The sequence below is a fragment of the Candidatus Neptunochlamydia vexilliferae genome, assembly GCF_015356785.1.
Taxonomy (GTDB): domain Bacteria; phylum Chlamydiota; class Chlamydiia; order Chlamydiales; family Simkaniaceae; genus Neptunichlamydia; species Neptunichlamydia vexilliferae.
The window spans coordinates 1-25,035 of record NZ_JAAEJV010000018.1; the positions used below are offsets into that span (position 1 = coordinate 1).

General features: G+C 42.2%; 4 protein-coding genes. All 4 read right to left on the minus strand.

Going from position 1 to position 25,035, the window contains the following annotated elements:
* Positions 1-94: 94 nt before the first annotated feature.
* A complete protein-coding gene (locus NEPTK9_RS04500; protein WP_194847639.1) occupies positions 95-3,691 on the minus strand; it encodes a tetratricopeptide repeat protein in 3,597 nt (1,198 codons plus the stop codon).
* Between the two features lie 121 nt (positions 3,692-3,812).
* On the minus strand, positions 3,813-7,145 hold the full coding sequence (locus tag NEPTK9_RS04505; RefSeq protein WP_194847640.1) for a tetratricopeptide repeat protein: 3,333 nt from the start codon (positions 7,143-7,145) through the stop codon (positions 3,813-3,815).
* 260 nt (positions 7,146-7,405) lie between these two features.
* Positions 7,406-12,910, minus strand: a complete 5,505-nt coding sequence (locus NEPTK9_RS04510) for a tetratricopeptide repeat protein (protein WP_194847641.1) — start codon at positions 12,908-12,910, stop codon at positions 7,406-7,408.
* Between the two features lie 49 nt (positions 12,911-12,959).
* Positions 12,960-24,983 carry a tetratricopeptide repeat protein gene (locus NEPTK9_RS04515; RefSeq protein WP_194847642.1) on the minus strand — a complete coding sequence of 4,008 codons (12,024 nt, stop codon included), beginning with the start codon at positions 24,981-24,983 and terminating at the stop codon, positions 12,960-12,962.
* Between the last annotated feature and the right edge of the window lie 52 nt (positions 24,984-25,035).

Below are 25,035 nucleotides of genomic sequence, written 5' to 3' on the forward strand. Positions count from 1 at the left end.
TTAAAAGAAGAATCTGATCTCAGACCACTTTTTTTCCAGAAGTTTTTGCTTCCGGGCAACCTCGTTGGTCTGAATTTACAGAATCAATGTTACACTACCAGCTGAGCTCTATTTTAATATCAGCAATCCACTCCTTTACTTCTCTAGTATTGGGGTGGTTGGGGCCATAGATTTTCGTAAACATTGTATGGGCCTGCATGAAGTAGTGATTAGCTTTGCTATACTGCTCAAGAGCGTAATAAGAAGTCCCTAGCTTAGTTAAGCGGATTGCAATACTTGGGTGGAGATTATTGCCGTAGAATTTAAGGGCTATTTCCAATGCTTGCTTAAAGTAGTTGATTGCTTTTTCCGCTTTTCCCAAGGTTAGGTAAGCTGTACCCAGATTGCTTAAGTCAGTGGCAATATCTGGGTGGGGCTTATTTCCATAGATTTTGCGGTTCATTGATAGTGCTCGGCTGAATGAGTCAATTGCTAGTTCTGCTTCAACATCAGCAATCCACTCTTTTACTTCTTTAGTGTTTGAATGGCTAGGCCCATAGATCGTCATAAATATCTTATGAGCTTGTGTTAAATGGTTTTTGGCTTTGCCATATTGTTTAAGGGCGTAATAAGCTGCTCCTAAATTCCATAGTCGGGTACCAACGCCTGCATGAGGCTTATTGCTGTAGAGCTTGTAGTCGATTGCGAGTGCTTGGTTATAGTAGTCGATTGCTTTTTGCAAATCTTTTAAGCCGTAGTAAGTTAGGCCTAGATTATTTAGGGTCCTAGCAATGCTTATATGGGGCTTTTTACCATGGAGTTTGAGTTCGATCTCTAATGCTTGTTTAAAGTAATCAATCGCTTTCTGCATCTTTCCTAATGTGTAGTAAACTGAGCCTATATTTCCTAAGCGGATGGCAGTTCCAGGATAGGGCTTATTGCCGTATAGATTTTGGTCAATAGCTAAGGCCTGATTATAGTAGTCGATTGCTTTCTCAGGCTTTCCCAGAGCTAGGTGAGCTTCACCTAAATTATTTAATCGTGTAGCAATATCTGGGTGTGGTTTGCTGCTGTATAGCTTGTAGTCAATTGCCAAGGCCTGATTATAGTAGTCGATGGCTTTATGTGGTTCTTTCAAGGCTTGGTAAGCTCCACCTAGGTTGTTTAAGTCAGTAGCAATATCTGGATGAAGTTTATTACTGTATAGCTTCTGGTCGATTAATAATGCTTGATTGTAGTAATTGGCTGCTTTTTGTGGCCTTTCTAGGGCGTAGTAAGCTAGGCCTATATTGCTTAAGCTTTTAGCAATATTAGGGTGGGGTTTATTTTGGTAGAGCTTCTGGTTGATTAATAAGGCCTGATTATAATGCTCGATTGCTTTCTCTGGCTCTCCAAGGGTTCGGTAAGCTTCACCTAGATTATTTAAGCAGCTGGCAGTATTTGCATGGGGCTTATTACCGTAGAGCTTGCGGTCAATTTCTAAACCCTGATTAAAGTGGTCGATTGCTTTTTGCGTCTCTCCTAATTTATCGTAAGATAAGCCTAGATTGTTTAAGAGGATGGCAGTTTTAGGATGGGGCTTATTGCCGTAGAGCTTTCTGTCCATTGCCAAGGACTGATTGTAGTGATCGATCGCTTTTTGCTGCTTTCCCAAGCCTTGGTAAGTTAAGCCTAACTCATTCAACGCTGTAGAAATATGAGGGTGGGGAGCGTTCCTATGCTTTTCCTTAAGAAGAAGGAGGTTATTTTTTTTGTAGACAAGAGCATCATTGAATTTTCCTAAGGTTTGCTTCATTTGTCCTAGATAATGGAGGGCAAGGTCATCATTGGGATTAAGGGCAGCTGATTGGGTATAGGAGGTTTCTGCTTTGTCATACTGCAGGTTTTCTCTGGCGAAGTGGTCTAGAGTTCCGAGGGTTTTATCGTAGAAGAAGAGGTTTTTGAAGGTGGTTTGGGGATTTTGGATAAAGGTTTTCATCGCTTTATTAAGGGGGACAAGAACACGGTAAACTTCTAGAATGTCATTAGGGTTATCGATAAGGTAAAGCCCTTGAGCATCCGAATCCTTTGCTCCTTTAGAAAAGTAGAAAATTTCTTTTTCTTTTTTGTAAAAGAGGTGAGTTTGGATGCGGAGGGTAAGAGCCGTCCAAATGGCTTGAGAAAGATGCTTTGCCCCTTCAGAACTAATGAGGTTTTTTGCTAGAAGAGCTTGGACTCCATGGAGGGTTCCTTGGCTTTCTATTCCGTGGTAGAGGAGAACTCCTCCGATTGCCATTTGTAGGGGGCGGTAGAGGTCCCGCTTGATATCAAAGGCCCGAATATCGATCCGATCGTCAGTGAGATAGGGCTTGAATTCTTCTGCATGTCCTTTTAGCAGGGTAAGAGCTCTTTTTTCCCGCTCTTTGCTTCCTCGGCTAAAAAAACTTCCCTCTCTTTTTTCGAGCCATTTTGTGACCTCTTTTTGGTAAGCGGTTAAAAGGTTGGGGAACCCTACTAAAAAAGAGCCGTGGGTCATCGCATTGACGAGAATCATCTCTCCATCATGCTTTTGGAGCCATGTGGGGTTTTGGTAGGAGGCAAGTTCTTGAGGGGTTCCAATAAGCTCATAGACGCCTGGTTTTCCTAAAGGAGAAAGCCCTCCGATATCCATACTAAACCCTCCAGGGGTCAAGCTTTTTGCTTCTCGCATGGAGCCATCTGCCTCCCTTTTGGGTCGTATGATGTCCCACTTTGTCTCTCCAAAGTTGGTTATGCGAAGTTCTATGAGTCGACTTAATTGTCTAAAATAGGTTGCAATTTCTGGGCTTTGTTTCTCTAAGATGATAGCAAACTCAACGTCAGAGTAGGGGCACATCTCATCTCTTGCCATTGAGCCTAGCCCCATGATGGTAAATTTAGTGGGGACCTTTTTTCGTATGAGTTTCATGCAGTCTAAAATAAGCTCGCATAAAATGTTTTTGTAGTGTTTTGTAAGATAGGCTTGGACGGCTTCTACCGGTGTACCAGCTGCTAGGTCCTGACTTGCTTTATCTCTAATTTTTTTCAGTTGAAGGCGTTGAATAAAGATGTATCCCTTATGGCTTGCTGGAGGTTTTACTTGAAATGTCTTTTGTAAGAAGAGCCCTTCTAGGGTTTCGAGTTTTTTAAAGAGATGTTTTTGATAGGAGGCATTGTTGGGCGGAACAATTGCAAGGGCAGCATTGAGTAGGTGAGCCCCCTTTATAAAATCTTCTTTTGCAAGAGCTACCTCTGCCATTTTCTCGAGGTAGAATACTTGCTCTTTGAGGTTTTGTGACTCATATCCCTTTTCAAAGGCGCTATAGTAGAACCCATCGACGTCTTTTATTGAGCTGGTGACCTCGGTCGTTTTTGGCAGTGTTAAAGGGATGGACCAAGGCTTCGAGCTCTTTGTGGCTTCATGTACTGATGAGTTTGAGTTATGACTCGAGGTTGAAGCGGCACTAGAAGAGCTACTGGCGCTTGATTGGCTGGTCGATGCGTTATTATTTGAAGGTTGAACCCAAACAATTTTTCTGTTCTTTAATGTGGGGGTATATCCTCTAGAGATATATTTGGAGACCTCTTCTAGGTTGCTAGCATCGACAGGGTATACCTCTTTGCCTGTCTGATAGCGCCCGATGACAGATTGGTTTTGGAGGTTAAAGGAGATCATCTTTCCATCTAAAGACCTACATGAGTAATCAGAGCTCATAATTTCCTCACAGTTTTCAAAAAAACACAGTTGAATGATTGCTCAAAAATAAATTTATTGCAAAGAGTTTTTTCTGAGTGTTTTTGCGTAGCTGATTCATGCTGCTCATAGGGTCCTCTTTTTATTTCTGAGTGTTTGATGAACTAAGTTGCTTTTCAGTTTTTGCAAGCCACTCCTGCGCTACTTTAATATGAGGATGGTTAGGTCGGTAGACCTTCATAAGCATCGTATAGGCCTGTTCCAGATGGCTTTTGGCTTTGTCATATTGTTTAAAATCATAATAAGCAACTCCTAGATTTAGTAAGCGGGTAGCAGTGAGGTGATGTGATTTATTGCCATATAGCTTGCGAACCATTATTAAGGACTCGTTATAGTATTCGATCACTTTTTCCAGCTCTCCCAAAGCATGGTAAACTCCACCTATATTATTTAAACAGACGGCAATGCTGGAATGGGGCTTATTGTTATAGAGTTTGCGATCGACTGCTAAGGACTGACTATAGTAATCGAGCGCTTTTTGCCGCTCTCCCAGGGCATTGTAGCTAAACCCTAGATTGTTTAAGGCAGTAGCAATGCCTTCATGGGGTTTATTGCCATATAATTTGCGACTCATTGCCAAAGATTGATTAAAATTATCAATCGCTTTTTGCATCTTTCCTAAGGCATAGAAAGCTTTACCTAAATTACTTAGGTCAATAACAATACTAGGGTGGGGCTTATTGCCATAGAGCTTCAGGTCGATTGAGAGAGCCTGGTTGAAGCAGTTGATCGCTCTTTGAATTTCTCCCAAGTTTCGGTGAACCTCACCTAGGTTTTTTAAACAGGTGGCAACTTGGGGATGGGGCTTATTGCCATATAGTTTGTAAAGCATTTCTAAGGCCTGATTAAAGTATTCAATTGCTCTTTGCAACTCTCCAAGATCTGCATAGGCGTGGCCTAGGTTCCCTAATGTTAAGGCAGTACTTCGATGGGGCTTACTGCCATGTAGTTTTTGTTCGATCACTAAGCTCTTATTGAAGTAATCAATTGCTTTTTGTGCCTTCCCTAAGTCTAGGTAAGCTGTGCCTAGATTGTTTAATCGGTTACTAATGGCTTGATGGGGCGTATTACCGTAAAGCTTGCGACCCATTGCCAAGGCCTGACTGTAGTAATCTATCGCTTTTTGTACCTGTCCTAATTCGTTATAAGCGAAGCCTAGATCACCTAGTGCTATAGCAATATCGGTATGGGGAGCGGTTCCATACTTTTCCTTAAGGAGGCGGAGATTATTTTTTTTATAGGCAAGGGCATCATTGACTTTTCCTAAGGTTTGTTTCATTTGAGCTAGGTGATGAAGGGCAGTGGTGTCGTTGGGGTTAAGAGCAGCAGCTTGGGTGTAGGAATCTTCTGCTTTGTCATACTGGAGGTTTTCTTTGGCAGAGTGGTCTAGGGTTCCGAGGGTTTTATCGTAGAAGGAGAAGTTGTTAAAGGGGTTTTGGGGGTTTTGGATAAAGGATTTTATTGCTTTATTAAGGGGGACGAGAACACGGTAAACTTCTAAAATGGTATTGGGATTATCGATCAGGTAGAGCCCTTTAGCGTCCGAGTCCTTTGTTCCTTTAGAAAAGTAGAAAATTTCTTTTTCTTTTTTATAAAAGAGGTGGGTTTGGATACGGAGGGTTAGAGCTGTTCGAGCGGCTTTAAGAAGATGTTCTGCCCCTTCAAAACTGATGAGTTTTTTTGCTAGAAGAGCTTGGATTCCTTGCAGGGTCCGTTGGCTTTCTATTCCATTACTGAGGATGGAAGCTGTTCGAGTGGCTTTATAAAGATGTTTTGCCCCTTCAGATCTAATGAGATTTTTTGCTAGAAGAATTTGGGCCCTTTGGAGGGTCCCCTGGGGTTCTGGTCCGTTGCGGAGGATAAGAGTTGCTAGAGCGGCTTTAGAACTAATGAGGTTTTTTGCTAGAAGAGCTTGGGTTCTTTGGAGGGTTTCCTGGCTTTCTATTCCGTGGTAGAGAAGAAGTCCTCCGATTGCCATTTGTAGGGGGCGGTAGAGGTCCCGCTTGATATCAAAGGCCCGAATATCGATCCGATCATCGGTAAGGTAGGGTTTAAATTCTTCTGCATGTCCTTTTAGCAGGTTAAGAGCTCTTTTTTCCCGCTCTTTGCTTCCTCGGCTAAAAAAACTTCCCTCTCTTTTGTCGAGCCATTTTGTGACCTCTTTTTGGTAAGTAGTTAAAAGGTTGGGGAACCCTACTAAAAAGGAGCCGCGGGTCATCGCATTGACGAGAATCATCTCTCCATCGTGTTTTTGGAGCCATGCGGGGTTTTGGTAGGAGGCAAGTTCTTGAGGGGTTCCAATAAGCTCATAGACGCCTGGTTTTCCTAAAGGAGAAAGTCCTCCGATATCCATACTAAACCCTCCAGGGGTCAAGCTTTTTGCTTCTCGCATGGAGCCATCTGTCTCCCTTTTGGGTCGGATGATGTCCCACTTTGTTTCTCCAAAGTTGGTCATGCGAAGTTCTATGAGTCGACTTAATTGTCTAAAATAGGTTGCAATTTCTGGACTTTGTTTCTCTAAGATGATAGCAAACTCAACGTCAGAGTAGGGACACATCTCATCCCTTGCCATTGAGCCTAGCCCCATGATGGTAAATTTAGTGGGGACCTTTTTTCGTATGAGTTTCATGCAGTCTAAAATAAGCTCACATAAAATGTTTTTGTAGTGTTTTGTAAGGTAGGCTTGGATGACTTCTACCGGTGTACCAGCTGCTAGGTCCTTACTTGCTTTATCTCTAATTTTTTTAAGTTGAAGGCGTTGAATAAAGATATATCCCTTATGACTTGCAGGAGGTTTTACTTGAAATGTCTTTTCTAAGAAGAGTCCTTCTAGGGTTTCCAGCTTTTTAAAGAGGTGTTTTTGATAGGAGGTATTGTTGGGTGGAACAATTGCAAGGGCAGCATTGAGTAGGTGGGCCCCCTTTATAAAGTCTTCTTTTGCAAGAGCTACCTCTGCCATTTTCTCAAGGTAGAAGACTTGCTCTTTGAGGTTTTGTGACTCATACCCCTTTTCAAATGCGCTGTAGTAGAAGCCATCGACGTCTTTTATTGAGCTGGTGACCTCAGTCGTTTTTGGCAGCGTTAAAGGGATGGGCCAAGGTTTTGGGCTCTTTGTGGCTCCTTGTATTGATAAGCTTGAGTGAGGACTCGAGGTTGAAGCGGCGCTAGAAGAGCTACTGGTGCTTGATTGGCTGGTCGATGCGTTATTATTTGAAGGTTGAACCCAAACAAATTTTCTGTTCTTTAATGTGGGGGTATGTCCTCTGGAAATATATTTGGAGACCTCTTCTAAGCTGCTAGCATCGACAGGATATACCTCTTTGCCTGTCTGATAGCGCCCGATGACAGATTGGTTTTGAAGGTTAAAGGAGACCATCTTTCCATCTAAAGACCTACATGAGTAACCAGAGCTCATAATTTCCTCACAGTTTTCAAAAAAACATAGTTAAATAATTGATTAAATATAAGTTTATTTTAAACGGTTTTTGCATAATCAAACTTCATAACACAGGGCAATCATATGAAGGAGTTTTTTCATGCGATTAATACTCTCTATCTCGGTCGCTGGCGCTCGGGCGACTTTTGGGTCTTTTACCCATAGGTAAAGAGGTTGAGCTTGGGCGGACCCCCTTGGGGAGCGTATGTGTATGAATAGAAGACATGGGTTTACCTCAATTATGGTTTTTGATCTTTCTTAAGGATTTCTAGCTGCTCTTTAGCAAGGAGTGTATGTCCATGGTTTTCTCCCAGGTTCTTTGTAAAGATTTGGAGCGCTTCTTCAATATAGGGGATTGCTTTCTCGATCTCTCCCATTTTTTTATAGGTGAAACCGACATTTCCTAGGCTGATCCCGTGTGAGGTGGTGGGGTCTCCTGAAACTAATTTTCGGTGGATGTCTACGGCTTCAAGGCCATACTTGAGCGCTTCATCTAGTTTTTCAGCCTTTCTGCAGGTCAAACCCATTTCGCTTAAGGTTTGAGCCATCTCGAGATGGGGATGTCCTTTAAAAAGCTCTCTTTTCATCTCTAAAGATTTGCGGTAATAGGAGAGCGCTTGATTATAGTCTCCTTTATCGAACCAAAAGCCTCCCATATTGTGGAGGGATAAAGAGGTCTGAGAGTTGGCAGACTCTCCGGGAAGCATTTTTGACATTTTCAGCCCCTTTTCCATATATTCACCGGCCTGCTGGGAATTCCCTAAAAGTCCGTAAGCTCTTGCTAGATTGTTTAATCCATTCACCAGTGTAGGGGAGGGGGAGGTTCCTAAAACTTTTTCTTTGATTTTTAGCGACCTATGGAGAAGGGGGAGCGCTTTTTCTCCTTTATTAGTTAGAATGTAGATATCCCCAAGGTTACTCAATATAGTTGCAAAGTCTAGAGAATCTTGGCTACCTTGAGCCTCCTCGTAGGTTTCCAATGCTTTTTCATAACATTCTTGAGCTTTATCAAGCTTTCCTTGGTTTTTATAAATGATTCCGAGACTGTTGAGGGAGATAGCGATTGAAACATGGGGTTTATTGCCAAGGAGCTGTTTTTTCATCTTTAGCCCTTCCATGAAGTGCTTATAGGACGCTTCAAAATTGCTCAGCTTCATATGGGCCAATGCCAAGCCGAGCTTGATATGGGGAAGAATAGGGGCGGCAAACTCTTTAGCTTGGAAAAGGATGACAATCGCTTGGTTAAACCAACGAATAGCCTGTTCAGGCTGATCGAGCTCTGTGTAGCAGTGGCCTGTGTGATAGGCAACCTTAGCGAGGTCTAAGTGGGGGGCATCGTTATGCTTTTCTCTTAAAAGGGTTAAAAGCCTCTGGTTCCTTTTAAGGGCTTCTTGTGCTTGGTCTCTTGTCATTTTGACCCTTTGTAGGTTGGATAGGGCATCGATATTGTCTGGATCGAGAGCAACCGCTTGGGTTGAGGAGGCTTCTGCAGAGCTAGAGGCAAAATTCCTTTCCCCTTTAACAAGGCCAGCTCCAATACTTGGATCGTTGAGCTTGGACAGTTTGAGTACCTTAGGGTTCCCTTCGACAAAGGCTTTTATTGCTTTATGGAGGGGAATAAGGGTTTGGTAAAACTTCTTTGGGTTAGCGGAACTATTTTCTAGCAGGAGAAGGTCTTTACTCTCTTTGTCCTCTCTTCCTTTGGAAATATAGATGATTTCCTGTTCTTTTTGATAAAAGAGATGAGACTCGACTCTTAAGGTTAAAACAGCCTTTGCGAGTTTCTCGAGATGACGGGTCCCTTCTTCGCTGAGCCAACGCCTCTTTTGAAGCTCTTTTATCCCTTTAAGGGTTCCATAGCCATTTGTTCCTGCATACAGGAGAAGCCCCCCAACAGCCATTTGGATTGGACGGTAAAAGTCCTTTTTTACATCGAAAGCGCGGAGATCAATCCGGCTATCGGTAAGCTGCGGTTTAAACTCATGGACATGCCCTTGAAGGAGTTGAAGCGCCCGTGTTTCTCTTAACCTTTTTGACCTTAACTTTTGAAATAAGTTTCCCTCTTTTGTGTCTAACCACTTTTGGGTCCTTGTTTGGTAAGACTTTAGAAGCTTAGGGTCACCCCAAACAAGGGAAGTTTGTGTCATGGCATTGACTAAAATCATCTCCCCATCATGCTTTTCTAGCCATTCAGGGCTTTGGTAGGTAGAGAGTTCTTTGGGTGTTCCAATGAGCTCATACACTCCCTCTTTACCTAGGGGAGAAAGCCCCCCGATATCCATGCTAAATCCTCCTGGTGAGAGGCTAATGGCTTCTCGCATCGATCCATCAGGGAGCCGTTTCGGCCGGAGAATTTCCCACTTTGTTTCACCGAGGTTGATGATTCTTAGCGCAACAAAGCGACTTAAGTTTTTGAAATAGCGGGTGATTTCGGGTGTATTTCTTTCAACCAAGATCGCAAATTCAACATCTGAATAAGGGCACATCTCTTGACGAGCCATCGATCCCAGACCTACGAGCGTAAACTTTATGGGAATCTTTGCTCCTAAAAGCTTGATTGAGCTTTCAAAAAGGTCGCATAGGAGCTTCTGGTACCGGTCGGTTAGAAAGCTTTGAACCTTATCAATGGGGATATTCTCCTTAAGTTGTTTACGGACTTCTCCTCGGATCTGCGAGAGTTTTTCTCTGAATGTTTCTATGTAGTTTCGGTGGCTACTGGGCGTTTTTACTTTAAAGGTCCTTTGCAAAAAGAGTCCTTCTAGGGTTTCGAGCTTGGTGAAAAGATAGTTTTGATAGGGGCGATTATTGGCTGGAACAATTGCAAGAGCAGCATTGAGTAGGTGGGCGCTCTTTATAAAGTCTTCTTTTGCAAGAGCTGTTGCTGCCATTTTTTCAAGGTAGAGGATTTGGTTTGTTACATCTTTTTTATCGTAGGCTTTTTCAAACTCTTTATAGTAAATTCCTTCAACATCTTGGTTTGAGGAAGAAGATGAAGAGGAAGAGGAATGGAGTGTACTTAGCTCTTTTTTATGTGAGGGATTAAGAAAGAGGCGAAAAACATCGTCTTGTCCCCATTTGAGAGCGATATCAATGGGGGTGTCTCCATTTTTGTTGGGGATTTGGGGATTCCCTTTTTTGCCTAGAAGAAGGCGGGCACTTTCGAAATGGCCATGCTTTGCTGCCCAATGAAGGGGGGTGTAGTCAAAGGCATTTTTGGCATTGGGGTCGGCACCTGCGGCTAAAAAGGTTTTGACAACTTGGGGTTTGGGAGGTCCCCACATAGCGCGGTGGAGAGGGGTTTTCCCATCGTTATCTCCTTGGTTTAGGGATTGAGGAGCGGTCTTGAGAAAAAACTGAATAAGGCTTAGGTGCCCATGGGAGGCTGCAAGATGAAGGGGACTTTCTTTGGAGGAGGTAAGGGCTGAGGGATTTGCTCCTTTTTTGACGAGGAGTTTTACACCGTCTAAATGATTTTGGTTTGTTGCAAGATGAAGAGGGGTTCTTCCCTCTAAGTCTTTTCCATTTAGTGGAAGCCCTAATTGAAGAAGAGCTTCGATGTTGGTGGTTTTTCCTGCTTGGGCAGCAAGGTGGAGGAGATTTTGTTTTCGGCTGTTGAGGGCATCTAAAGGGATCTTATGGGTTTTTAAGAAGTGGAGAGCTTGGGAGGGCCCTTTTTGTGCAAGCTCTTGGGTCATGGCTGGAGAAATCGATGCTTTAAAAGCGATCAAGACCTCCGATAGAGAAAGGTCCCCTTCTATAAGGGCTTTTTCGATCAGAGCGTGTGGCAGGTTTGGTGTGAGGGGAAAGCACTTTCCTCCAAGGGAGTAAGAAAGAGTCCTGTCATGTTTTTGGGCATACTCAATTAAAGGTTTCAGAGAAGAGGCTTGAAAGGAACCCTGTCTAAGAATGAGGTGGAGCTTGGGCCTTTCATTCATTAGCTTGATCAGGCTGTGGTGTGAGAGGGTTTGACTTTTACCAATAGTAAGTGTCTGGAGGCTTTCAGCACGGATAAGTGTATTAGAGAGTTTTGCTTCTGAAACTTGAATCCCATTTAGGGAAAGAGAAGAGCTCTTGGGGAAAACCTCAAAAATTTTTCTTAATAGACGTTCTTGCTTTTTAGCGGAAAGTTTTGGCATTACTCCATCTAGGAAGAACTCGAGAACCTTGTCAAGCGGTTCCATCTCCACTTCGTTCTGAGGAGGGATTTTGACTTTAGGTAGAAGCGTCTCAAAGCAGGGAGGGTTTTTCTGTGAGAAAAGAAATTCTTGAGCCTTTAATGGGACCTCTTTTGCTTTTTTTAGAATCACGTCGTAGGCATCAGAAATAAGGGGATAAAGAGTATGGAAGAGTTTTTTATGGGTGATTTTTGGGTTGTCTTGAAGGGTTTTTTGGACTTTTGTAATCGCTTCATATAGGGTAACGAGCTCAGAAAGGGGAAGATGCATAGGAAGGGAGAGCTTCTTAGAGTCCCGAGGAGAAAATACCCCTTGTTTTAACATGGAGGTGTATTTGTCATTGTATTTTTTAAGGGCTCCTAGCCAGTTGATTAGAAGGGTTTCTGGTGAGATTTTGAGGAATTCATTTGCAAACTGGGGACTAACGGGGGTTTTCATATTGGGAAGGAGAAAGAGGGTGGTTCTAAGCCATACTAGGTGTTGCTTTGATGAGATGGTTTTAATGGGAGAAACCAAGGCTCCATCGTTATCGATACCTATAATGTTTCTTCCCCCGCTTTTTTTACTTGTAATCATGTAATTGTCTGCGCGACCATCGTCGGGTCTAGTAATGAGGGCTAAGATGACGGTAGCGCTATAGTGGTAGGGGTCTAATTCGTTTAAGTTAGGGGATTCGTTTAGAAAATCGTGAAAAGAGGTCCCCTCAACAGCGAGATTTACTTGGGTGGGGTGGCTAAGTCTTGTTTCAGCAAAAGGGTAGTTTTTTTTCTTATCGGGATTTTTAGTAAAAAAAGAGGGTTGTTCTTTTCCTTCCATGATAAACTCTTTTCTCAACGGATGGCTGTAACTCCTCTCATCAAAGGGGTCTAGAATAAGAAGGTTATTGAATTTCAGAAGTAAAGAAGGGGAGGATCCTAGCCCACAAATGAGTTTATTAAAAGCATCGATCGCATATTCGTACCCAGGGTTTAAGGGGTTTTTATACTCTCTTTTGATAAAGGCTTTGCCGGTTTTTTGCAAAGCACTTGCTCCAAAGGTATTGATTTTTACCGTTTGATTATAGCGGTTTAATGAACTAAGTTGCCTTCCTGTTTTCTGGGCAAGCTCTAAGCAGGTAACCTGACCATGCAAGTATCCAAAAAGGCGGGCGGGCCCTTTGAGCTTACCACGTCGCTTTTTTCCCTTTTCTTGACATACCTCCTTAACATAGTTTTGGTACACCTCCGCGATTTTTTCAAGGGTTGTCTTTACGGGAGATTGAGGGTTTTGCTTGGTAAACTGTGTCAAATAGTCGGTGAACTTGATAAGATTAGCGAAAAGAGGAGATTGAGGGGTAAGCTTTTCTCCATCAAATGTCTTTAAGGGCTTTTTTTCAGATAGGATAAGCTTTTCTGGGAAGGTAATGTGAGAAAAAAAAGGCGGTGGATTTTCAACGACCTTAATCTTCTGTATAAGGGGAAAGAAAGAGGATTTGTTATGAGGAATGTTAGTGATTTCTTCTTCAAGATTGACTTCATGAAGAAGATAATCGGATGAACGTCCCCGATTAGATTGATTAGATATAGCCATTTTTAGCTCCTATATTAGTGGTTTCAAAAATAAGCTTATTTTACCTTTTTTACATCGTTCTTTGGTAAATGAGTCGATCAATTTTTGCTCTGATATCATTGAGAATATTCCAAACTATGTGTTTATCTGTCTGATTGAGTTTTTCACTCTTTTTATAGATTCCATTGAGATCACTCTGGGCTTCCATCAGCTCTTTCAAAGAGGGTTGGTAGGAGATCTTTTTGTTGATCTCTCTGCATTCAAGGCTAAGAGAGTCAAACGTAACCATTTTATTTTCGTTAGAAGAGCTACTGCTTACAGAGGAAGAGCTACTGCTTATAGAGGAAGAGCTACTGCTTAAAGAGGAAGAGCTACTGCTTATAGAGGAAGAGCTACTGCTTAAAGAGGAAGAGCTACTGCTTATAGAGGAAGAGCTACTGCTTATAGAGGAAGAGCTACTGCTTATAGAGGAAGAGCTACTGCTTATAGAGGAAGAGCTGCTAGAAGGGGGATTATCCTGTAAGATACATCTTGAGAAGTGGGAGTGATGATAATAGATAGGAATCAAAGGGGTTTTTAGGTCATCATTGATTAGTTCAACCGGTTCTATTCCATGACTTGTTGGAGTGACAATAAGAACCTTTTTTTTGAAAAGGATAGCTGCCAGTTTAATTTCTGTGGTGTTTAGGTAAAATGAGGGAACACTCACTGTGGTAGTGTAGTGTTTGAGAAGGTGAGGTGAGGAGATGAACTGGATTTGGGATTTTTTAAGAGTTTTTAATTTTGATTCTTGTTCTTTTCTGAGCGTTTCGATTTTTTCTAGAACAGGACTATTCTTGAGGAAGTCGATATAGGTTGACCGTTCTTCATTGACCTTACTGAGGAGTCGAAGTGGCTTTTCTTCAATCATTTTTAAGATAGTTTCTTTGTTTTTTCCATAGTACGAGCTTTGAATCTCTTTGATTTTTTCGATTTGTTTCATGACTTGGATCAAGATGCGAGGTTCTTTTTTGATAAGATCGAGCCACACCTCGGCCTCTTTTTTCTTAGACTGATCAACAGCTTGGTTGCAAGGAATCTGAATTTTTTCCCATTCGGCTTTGAGTTTTAGCCCATTTTGGGATTCATGAAATAGGGTTTTAGCAGAGGTGTCAGAAGAACTCAGGTATCCACTGATAAGGGTGTGGAAAAGGTCTAAAATAGGGGCATCTGCCTCCCGAACCGCTTCCTCTAGGTGCTTTGTAAAGTGGGTCTTTGCGTCTGCTGATGAAGCCTGGCTGTCGAAGCGGTAGACACCTTCAATCTCCTCTCCTAAAAGGGCGTGGAGTGCACAGGCACCATCCCCACTGGTTGGCATGACTTTATATTTTGCCCCTTTATATTCAAAGTCCTTAGGTGTGTCTTCTTGAAAGCTAGGAGGTGCTTTTACGGTGGTAGGTGTTTTTTTGTAGGGGGTTTTAGTCACTTTGTCGCTTGAAACGAGGAAAGGTTTTTTTCCATTTTCATTACTGGTTGGCATGACTTTATATTTTGCCCCTTTATATTCAAAGTCCTTAGGTGTGTCTTCTTGAGAGCTAGGAGGTGCTTTTACGGTGGTAGGTGTTTCTTTGTAGGGGGTTTTAGTCACTTTATCGCTTGAAACGAGGAAAGGTTTTTTTCCATTTTCATTTAGAAAAGAGGTTACCCCTTTTTGTAGGGAGACTAGGGTTTGGTATAGCTCCTCGAGTTTTTCTTTTTTGGCTAATGAAGGGGTCAGCTGCATTTCAATAATCTGGCCAATTGCTGTTTTTATTTTGATCGCTCCTTCTTGGTCGATCATTTTCTGACTGGCTAATTTTCCTAAGAGGTTGAGGGGGTGGTCGCTTTTTAATCCATGGTAGTGGGCAAGACCTCGAACCAGTTCATGGGGAAGTTCGCAGAGAAGGCTTCTGGGGTTAAAGGTAGGGGGGAGGGTTTCTCCCTTTAAAGGGTAGGATACAAAGAGTTTTTGCATAAGAGAAAGGGGAGGAGATTGGTGTTTTTTCTTTTTGCCGACAAGGGAGTGGTCTCCAAAAATCACTGTTGAGGGGAGTCCTGAGTCTTGAAATTCTTTAGGTACTCCAATCCATGGAGAGGAGAGAGAAAAGCCTAAAGGGTTTGAAGAGTGAGGGGTGGGCGTTTCTCCAAGTTTTATGACTTTGAGAGCAATAAATACCAAGAGATTTTGAAAGTATTTTTTAGTTGTTTTGTTCGATTTTTTTAATAGCAAGGCATAGGAAAGCCTTGAGTAAGGGTAAACCCCCTGGTCTGCAAGTCCCCCTAGCCCGACAAGGGCAAAGGAGGTGGGTGGTTTCCCTAAAGTTTTTACCCCTTTTTCTGCATAAGAAGCCAAAAGGGTCTTGAACCCTTTTCCTAGGTCTTTTTGGATCGATTGAGTTGATTTAGTTTTCTTAACGCTTTTTTTACTAGACTCTCGAAGCTCGCTCAATTTTTTATCGGTAAATGGAAGAGAAGTTCTTTTTTTGCCGATGACTTGATCGAAAAAATTTGCCTCTATCTTTTCTAGATGGGTAGAGATAAGTTTGAGACAAGAGGGATTAATGGGCAGACTTTTTGAAAGCGCAAAAGCTTGGTTTGCATAAAGCGCAGCATTTAAATGGTTTCCTTTTTCAAGATAGTCATTGGAAAGGCTTTGAAGGTAGAAAAGCTTTCCTGTCAGATCCCCTGCAAGGGAGGCTTCTTTTAATGAAAGTAGGAGATCCTTAGGGTTTGAAAGGGTATACTGTATTGGAGGAGTGGCTTGATTAGCAAGAAACCTAAAGGAAGAAAGCTGGCCCTTTTTCAGGGCAAGAGAAAGAGGGGTTTCCCCATTTTGATCAACCAGTTCTGTTTGCCCCTTTTTTTGACATAATGCTCGCACAAGCAATGTATGCCCTTCTTGAGCGGCTAAGTGGAGGGGAGTTTGGCCCAAGTGATTTTTTTTATTCACAAAGTTTGCAGGACTTCTTGTAAGGATCGTATGAAATACAGCGGAGAGTCCTCGTTTTGCAGCAAGATGGAGAAGGGTATCTCCAGCTCGATTGAGTTGAGAGATGTCCCCCCCCATAGCAAGGAAAAAAAGGATATTGTTTTTTGACCCTTTTTCAGCTGCTTTTTCAAGGAGGTTTTTTCCATCGGCTCCTCTAGCATCGATCTTTTTTATTCTTTGAGATTCAAGAAAGAGCGTGAGTTCTGCTTTTGGTAGAGGATCTTCTTGCTCTACATTTTGAAGCAGGTCAAGCGCTGATGATAATGCTTGAACTGCTTTTTTCTTGTTTTTTTGAAGGACTTCATTAACGGCAATTGAGCCCGCAAAGTAACGCCGCTCCTTATGGGTAGGAGAGGGATAAAGGACTTTTGCTAGAGAAAGTCCCTCTTCAAAATGTTTGGATGCCATCGAGTAATTGCCACTATTTCTATATGCAATTCCCAGCATTCGATGGTAGAAGGCTGTCCGTTCACTGGGTTGTTTTTCAGGTAATTTTAGCGACATTGAGAGTGCTTGTGAAGCATAGAAGATTCCCTTTTGAAAGTCCCCACTTTCACCACAGGCTGTACCTAAAGAGCTCAGGTAAGCAGCAATACTGGAGTGGGGTTGGAATCCATAAAACTGTTGGATGATCGTTAGGGCTTCAAAAAAGTAGGGAATTGCTTTGTCATACTGGCAAAGGTCTAGGTAAGATACAGCCAGAGAGTGAAAAATCACTGGAGAAAGGAGGTTTGGGGTCACACCAAAAGTGAGTTTTACGATTTCAGCTGCTTGGGCAAAACAATTTAGAGCCTCTTCTTCTTTTTTTTGCTGTTTGTATAAGTGCCCTAGAGTGTTGAGGTATTTTGCGGTTGAAGTGTGGGGTTTATTTGGATGGAGCTGCCTATTCATTTTAATCGCCTGCTCGATATAGATGGCGGCTTGTTTTTTATCTCCTTTTTCTTGAATACTTACACTTAAAAGACTTAAGGTTTCTGCAATATCTTTATGGGGGGCATGTCCAAAGAAAGATTTTTGGATTTTAAAGGCCTCCTCAAAAAGGGGAAAAGCTTTTGTTGTTTCCCCTATCGTGCGGTAATGGGTCCCCAGGGCTGTAAGGGCACATGCAATATCAGGGTGGGCAGCTTTGCCATAAAAGGCTCTATAGGTTTCCAAGGCATTCTTGAAATGAGTGGTTGCTTCTTCGAACTTTCCTTGTCGCTGTTTAAAGATTCCGATTTGGTTGTGAGCCTCTCCTTTTTGGGGATGGGGGTTATTTCCATAGACTTGGTGAATCATTTGGAGCGTTTGGGTAAAGTGTTGAAAAGCTGCACCGATATTCATGCATGCGTCATAGCAGCAGGCGAGGTTAATAAGGATATCAATAGTTTTTGGACTTGGACGGTCTTGGTAGGTTTTTTTTAGCTTAGTAAGAGCAAATAAAAGGTTCATCAACGACTCTGGATTAGATAAATGGGTTTTTACCTTTCCAAGTTTATTGAGAGCCTTTGCACTTCCTAGGTCAGGTTCATTCCAAGCGGAGCTTGAGTTGTTATTCAGGAAATTTATTGATACCCAGTTAGAGGATGAAAAGCTATTGAACCGCTCAACGGCTTGGTTATAATAGATTTCAGCCTGTTTTAGATCCTCCATTTCAAAGAAAGCATCTCCCATCAGGATTAAAATTTCACCGTTTTCGGGGCGAGTTTTTGAAACACTTTCTTGGATTTTTAAAGCTTGCTCTAAGTAGTAAAAAGCTTTTTTTCCCTGTTTTAAATCGATATAGGCCTCTCCAATTGCGGCTAAAACTGTAGCGGTATGAGGATGGGATTCCTCTTTATAGCAAGACTTTGAAATTTTTAACGCTTGGTTTAAATGGTTTAGGCCTTCCTTCCACTTTCCAGTTTTAACTTCAAGGGTACCTAGGTAGGCGAGGATTTTCGATAGGAAGGGGGTGGGGTGGTGGCCCTGAAGTTTTTGGAGGGTTTGATAGCCCTTCTTGATTTCTTTTAAGGCTTGAACCTCATCTCCAAATTCCTGATAAGCTAAGGCGATACTCGCTTGGAGGAAGACTCTTCCTTGATGGGGCTTTTCTCCATAAAAGGTCTGATCGATTTGCAAGGTTTGGTTAAAGAATTCAAGTGCTTCTTTCTTGTTTCCTAAAGAGACATGGGTTTCTCCGATTGCTTTAAGAAATGGGAAAAGTTGAGCGATTTTTTCTTTTCCATAGTAAGATTTTATAAGTTTGCAACATTCTTGAAATGTTACTAGTGCTTTTGGGTAGTTGTATATCCCCTGATAAAGGGTTCCCAGCTGGTAGAGGTTTTGAATGATCACAAGGTTTGGTTTAGAGCCCCAAACCATTTGACGTTTTTTAAGAATATCTTCAAATAGAGAGATGGCTGTTCCATAAGCGCCGAGCTCGATGTGAGCGAGAGCCATCATTGAAGTTGCATTTGCTAAAACTATCGGATTACCCATGTCGTTGATATTAATTGCTTTTTGAAACGCTTCTAAAGCAAGCTGAGGCTTTCCACTATCCAAGTAGGTTTTACCCCTTAGGCTATAGATAAGGCGCGCTTCTGGAGCATTGGTCCAAAATCCCATTAACTCGGGCTCTAGAGCTTTTCTTAGAAGCTCTAATCCTTTTTCGTAGTTGTCATGGGCTTGTGAATACCTTCTTAGGTAGGAGTAGCCTTGGCCAAGAAGTGCATATGACTTAGAAATGGTAAGGTTGGTAGGAGAAAGAGGTTTCTTCTGACTAATTTTAAGCGCCTCTTTAAGAAGAGGAATTCCCATTTTTTCCTCTCCTAAAGCGCAGTAGGCAGTCCCTAGATCATGATATAGCTCTAAAAAAGAGGGATGATGTCGATTCCCGAAGATCTTTTCAAGTATTCCAAGAGCTCTTTCTAGATAAGGGACACCAAGTTCGATACTTTCATGAGAGATATGGAAGCTTCCAATGGAGCGAAGTGCAGTAGCTAGCTCAATTGTAGTTTTGGCTTCGGGTAAGGCTTCAAAAATTTTAAGGGCTTCTTGGTTGCATATAAGGGCTTCTAAAGAGCGGCCTACGTTAAGGTGGCAACGACCGCAAGAAAGAAGAGCGATGCCGATATCTCTATGGGGCTGATTTAGAAAAAGTTGACGGAGAAGAGCTAAAGAACTGGTATAAAAGCCTAAGGCTTCTTCGGTTTTTTGAGCAGATTCAAAGAGTCGCCCAATGTTTTGATTTGTAGTAATCATCCCATAAGTGAGTTCTTGGATTCTTTTTGGAAAAAGGGATAGCTGTATAAGCTGTCTAAACATCTCAAGTGCTTTAAAGAGGTGGTCTGAAGCTTTTTCTGTGTCATTGAGCTGAAAGTAACATTGTCCAATTCTTTGAAGGGCAAAAGCGATATCGGGATGATTTGTTGTCTCTCCATATTGCTTTTTTAAAAGGGTTAGGGCTTCAAGGTTGTTTTGAAGTGCTTTATCATAATCGCCTAGATATTGTTGCATCCCTTGCAGAGCAGCTCGCGCCTTGGGGTCATTGGGATTGATTGCAACCCTTTGCGTCTGTTTTTCAAGGGTTTGATCAATGCTCATATTTTTGGGGTCTATTGCTTGATCTAGAGAAAGGGTGGAAAAGGCATCCTCTTTCCCAGTTAAAAAGGCCCTTGCTGCGTGGTTTAAGGGAAATAGAATCTGGTAAGAGTCACTGAGGTGTTTGAGCTCATGATCTCCAATGGGGTATAGTCCCTTGGCTTCTTTATCGTTGGGGTCCTTAAAATGATAGATAATCTCTTTTTCTTCTTCGTAGAACAGGTGGGTTTTTATTCTCAGTGAGAGGGTTGTCCGAAGGACATCGATGAGTTTAGTCGCTGCTTCTTTAGAAAGGATCTTTTTTCTTTCTAACTCAAGGATGCGCTCTGTTGTACACCGCGTTTTGAGCCCATAATAAAGGGCTAGGCTTCCGATCACCATTTGGATGGGGCGGTAAAAGTCTTGCTTAATATCAAAAGCGCGCCCTTCAACACGATCCCCTTCTAAGCGAGGCTTAAAGTCATTAATATGGCCACTAAGAAGGCCTAAGGCCCGTTTTTGGCGGATAGTTTTTCCATTTTTTGACGGAGAGTTGAGGATTTGGTCGATGTTTTTTCGGTAGGCATCAACTAAGGTTTTTTCCCCTCCAAGCAGCGAAACGGTTGCCATGGAGTTGACCATAATGATCTCTGCATCGTTTTTTTCAAGCCACTCCTCAGATTGATACTCACTGAGGTTTTTTGGACTTCCAATGAGTTCATAGATTCCAGTTTTTCCCTGGGGACATAGTCCCCCAATATCCATTGAAAAGCCACCAGAGATAAAGCTTTTAGCACCAATGATTTCTTTTTTGACCCTCCGAGGGCGGACAATGGGGTATTTTGTTTCTCCTAGATTGATCATTTTTAGGGTAATAAGATCGCTGAGCTCTTTAAAATATTTCCGGTTTTGGGGGGTATCTTTTTCGATCAAGATTGCAAACTCTGCATCTGAATAAGGGGAGACCTCCTTACGGCTCATCGAGCCAAGACCTAGGAGGGCAAATTTAGTAGGTGGAGGCTTAGGAAGGGCTCCAATAGCATGATTGACGATATCGAAGATCAACTTCGAATAGTTTTCTGTCATAGCTGCTTGGACTTCTTTAGGATCTTTTCCTTTCTTCAGGGTTTGATCCACCTCTTTTCTAATCTCACCTAGGCGGCTCCGGTATTTTCCCACATGGTTTTTATAGTTTTTAGGAGCTTTTCCCTTAAAAGTCTTTTCGATCCACATTCTTTCGACCCTTTCTAGACTGTTGAAGAGATGATTGAGATAGTGGTCTGGAAGCTTTTCTTTTTTTGCTAAGCAATAAGTGGTGTTCAAAAGGTGAGCGGCAATGATAAAGTCCCCTTTTTTTAGGTGGTACCGTCCCATCCTTTCTAGGTAGTGGACCTGGTTACGCCCATTTTCCTCTTTATTTATGATCCAATCATTATCTTGAGCCTTTAAGTAGAGCTTTTCAAACTCTTGATAATAAAAACCTCCGGGGTCCTGAATTTTGTCTTCAGAAAGGTTTTTGATCGAGGAGGTGAAAATTGAGTTGTGGCCTCCTTTTTTTATGGCCATGAGGTAAACCACTAATTTATAGTGCTCCTTTTTAAAGGCGGAATCAATCGGGGTTTCTCTTGCTTCATTGATCGGCAAGAGTTGGGATCCATACTCTAGAAGGGTCTCCGCGGTATCTTTTTTTCCACTTAAAGCAGCGAAATGGAGGGGAAAGTTTCCCATTTCTCCTGGAAGGTTAGGGTTAGCGCCATAGCTTAAAAGTTCTTTTGCCAATTCTTTATTTGATTTTCCCTTTAAGGCAAGGTGGAGGGGGGTATTTCCCTCATGATCTTTCTCATCAAGCCATTTGAAAATGGTAACTTTTGAAGGATTTGCCCATTCGATGACTGAAGAAAGTGCGTATTCGTTACCCGATAGGGCAGCTAGGTGGAAAACATTTCTACCCTGTTTATCTTTTTTAAAGGGATCAGCCCTCTCTTCAATTAGCTTTTCAATTTCATCTTCATCACCCTTTAAGCAGGCAGCATGGAGCTTTTCACTTCCCCCTCTAAAAGGTGGAGGGGAAAGCTCGGAGAAGTTGCTGTTGAGTGCAATGGGGCTCTTTCCCCCATTATTTTTAATGGTTAGGGAAGCTCCATAGTTTACAAGCTCTTCTCCAGCCATATAAGACCACCCCCCCATAATCAGGGCGTGGAGGAGAGTATTCCCCTCTTTATCTTGGGCGTTGGGGTCGTAGAGATAACTTACAAAATCGGAGAATATAAGGGGGTCAAAGTCCTTCCAAGGGGTGAGGTGAAGGGGAGTTTTTCCTTCATTATTCTGGTGGCTGACAAGAGCTGCAAACTTTCGTTCAGAAATTCCTGAGTCGTATTTAGATTCAAAAAACTTTAAGAGATCCGTCTGATTTTTAGCGACTGCCAAGTGGAGGATATTATCTCCTTTATGGGTGACAGCTTGAATATCGGCCCCAGCTTTAATCAAGTATTCGACAATGTTTTTTTTACCCGCTAGGGTGGCAAGGTGAAGGGGTGTTTGTCCATGGCGATCCTTAAGGTCGATTGCAGCTCCTTTTTTGATCAAGGCACGGACCGTTTCTTTGTGTCCCTTTTTGCTTGCAATATGGAGAGGGGTTAGACCTATTTGGTTGGCTCCATTTAAAGGGATGTGGCTTGCAAGTGCTGCTTCAACTGCCTTAAGATCTCCCCCCTCACTTGCAATTCTATGTAGAAGGGTGTTTTGACCTGAAAGCTCTATATTGCGCTTTCCACCTAGAAACTCTAAAACATCATTAAAGGTGGTTAGCCCCTCTTTTGTTGCCAATCCAACTGCTTCATTCAGGGTCTTTTTTGTTAGGGTAAGGGTTTGGTTTAAGAAGGCAATCGAAACATCTTTTTCCCTTTCCCAGCAATATAAAATGAGCTCTGAAAACAGTTTTGGATCTTCGACTAAACGGGGAATAAAGGTTTGATTTCCCCCTTTTTCGACGAGTCTTTTTGCTAGTGGAAGATTTCCTCTTTGGAGGGCGAGTTGGGGAGGGAGGACTTTTTTTGTTGCGGAAATGGTTAGATCAGCTCCTAAATCAATCAGAGAGTCAATGAGTTTTACTTCAAAGTTTTTGGTAATTGCTATATGGAAAGGAGTTTCTCCTGCACCATTTTTGCTATTAACTAGCTCCTTGAATTTTTTAGGCTCTAAGCTTTTTTGAAAAAATTCAAGAGGAATAGGTACCCCCGCTTTCACAAGGTGGTGAAGAATATTTTCCCCTTTTGAGTTTGTTAAGCTAGGATCTGCCCCTTTTGCTAAGAGAAGAGAGGTCATTTCCTTGTTTCCATTTAAGACGGCTAAATGGAGAGGGGTTGAGCCATCTAAAGAACGAGGGTTAAGTTTCGCTCCTCTTGTGATTAAGAGCTCCCCATTTTTAGCTGCTCCTTCCTTCGCAACGAGGTGGAGAGGGGTTTCTTGGTTTCCATTTTTCTTATCATAGTCAGCACCTTGATCGATAAGAAGTCGGAGTCCTCTTGTCTTTGCCTGTTTAGCTATCAAATGGATGAGGGGGCCTTTACCAGGAATATTTGCATTGGGGTTTGCTCCAGCTTTAGCAAAAGAGGCAGCAAGAGTAAGTCGATTTTTTAAAATGGCTTGATACAACCCCTTTTCTAGCTCTCCTTTCTCGATTTTGACCGCTTCTTTATCCAAAATGAAGCGTAGGCTGAATGGCGCGCTATTGCTGCTACCGCCATTAATGGATTTAAGAGCATCGAGATCTTGAGAGCTAAAGTGACCATGTTTTCCGAGGGTTAGCTCGAGCCCAGGATAATTTTTGGCAAGCATTAGAACTGTTTCTTTCTGAACAGGCTGTCCACCTCCAATGGTTAGGCTTTGAAGATTCTTTATCGGGTTTAATAAGGGGGCAAGTTTTGTATCCTCAAATAAGATCCTTTTAAGGGAAAGCGTTTGAAGATTAGGGAAGCATTTAAAGACTTCTTTTAGGAATTTTTCTTGCCTATTGCCGTCAAACCCCTTAAAGCTAAAAAGGGCAAGCCATTCTTCAATAGCTTTTTCCAGAGTGGAATGCTTTTTTTCTTGAATCAATTTTTGAGGGGTTGTTTTAGAGGTAAATTGAGAAACAGTGGGTGGGGGACGGTCATAAACGATCTCATCGAGGTTCGGAAAGAGATGTTTTTCACCTCTAAGGAACTGGTCTTGGGTAGTTCTTCTAATCTCCTGGTAGATTTCAGAGGTTAAAGGGGAAACTTCGGTGAAGAGATCCCATAGGGTTATTTTCTGTTTTTTCTTAAGGATTGATCGGACAGCACTTAGCCGCTTAAATAGCCCATGTACCATCTTTTTGTGAGTGGGAAGGATAAGCTGGAGCTTTTCGACATCACTTTTATCTACGACTCCGATCTTTAGAAGGTTTTCTATATAAAGGTTCCACTGTTTTAACCCTTTTAGCCACTCAAGGGTAAGCGTTTCTACGTGGGCCTTTCTAAAGGTGTACACTATTTTAGAGCCAATGGGATGCTTCATCAGTTGAGGAACAAGAAGCAGAGAGTTTCTGAGGTTAAAGTTAACTTTTTTCTCCTCATTTTCTGTAAATGTGGGGGCAAGAATACCCCGGTTACCAAAGCGGCAGAACTCCCATTTTTCCTGCTTATTTTTTTTCATATAAAATGTTGAGAAGGAGAGATTTGTAGGATTCATTATTAAAGAAGCTATAATCACCTCGGATAAGCTCTTTATGGAGATGTCATTTAAGTTTACATTTTTTGTTAAAAGCTCTTGAAGGTTTGTAATATTTTCATGGTTTTTTGCCTGGACGGTAAAGGAATCTCTTTTCCCTTTGAATGTATCTTTAACGAATGTTTCATTGTCTTTAGTGGGGGGTGTTTCAAAAAGGGCTAGGTCTTTTACCTTGATAATTTCTCTGGGGCTTACAGGTTTACCACTTAGAATAGAAATAAAAAGTTCGAAGGCATACTCAGTTCCGACTTGAAGAGAGCGAGAAAATCCCCGTTCAAAATCTAAATCACCAAGGGTTGCTGTTGTTTTTGTGCCATAGTCATCACTCTTGTTTGTGTAGTGGTAGGGAGTTACTGAAGAGATTTGCTGCCCTAACTCCTGTGTTATAGAGGTAGAGAACTGGTTTCCCTCTATTTTGGCAGAGCCCATCAGGTGGCGGAGGCGTGCTGCATCTGATGAGGAGCAGGTTTTTTTTATGAAATCTTGGTACAAAGAAGTCAGTGGCTCAACCTCCTTTTTAGGGAGGAGTTCCAACCGTTTAAGGATGGAATTGATTTTATCAAATAGGGGGTGAGAGGAAGTGAGCTCAATATCGGCGATCCTTTCATATGAAGGGTTAAACTGGCAGAGGAGCTCGGGAGTAATCAGTTCCTTAACAATCTCAGCTGAAACCTTCCCCCTTTGTTTGAGCTGAGAAACCGTCCTTTCAAAGAGAGAAGGCCCAGTACCAAGCTTTATTAGCCTTTCCTGGAGCCCTTGGTTGGAGTTTTTTAAAGAGTTATTGTAACTACTGCTCATGATGGACTCCCGTGTGAAAAAAATCTAAACAAATTATTTAAAACTTCTTGTT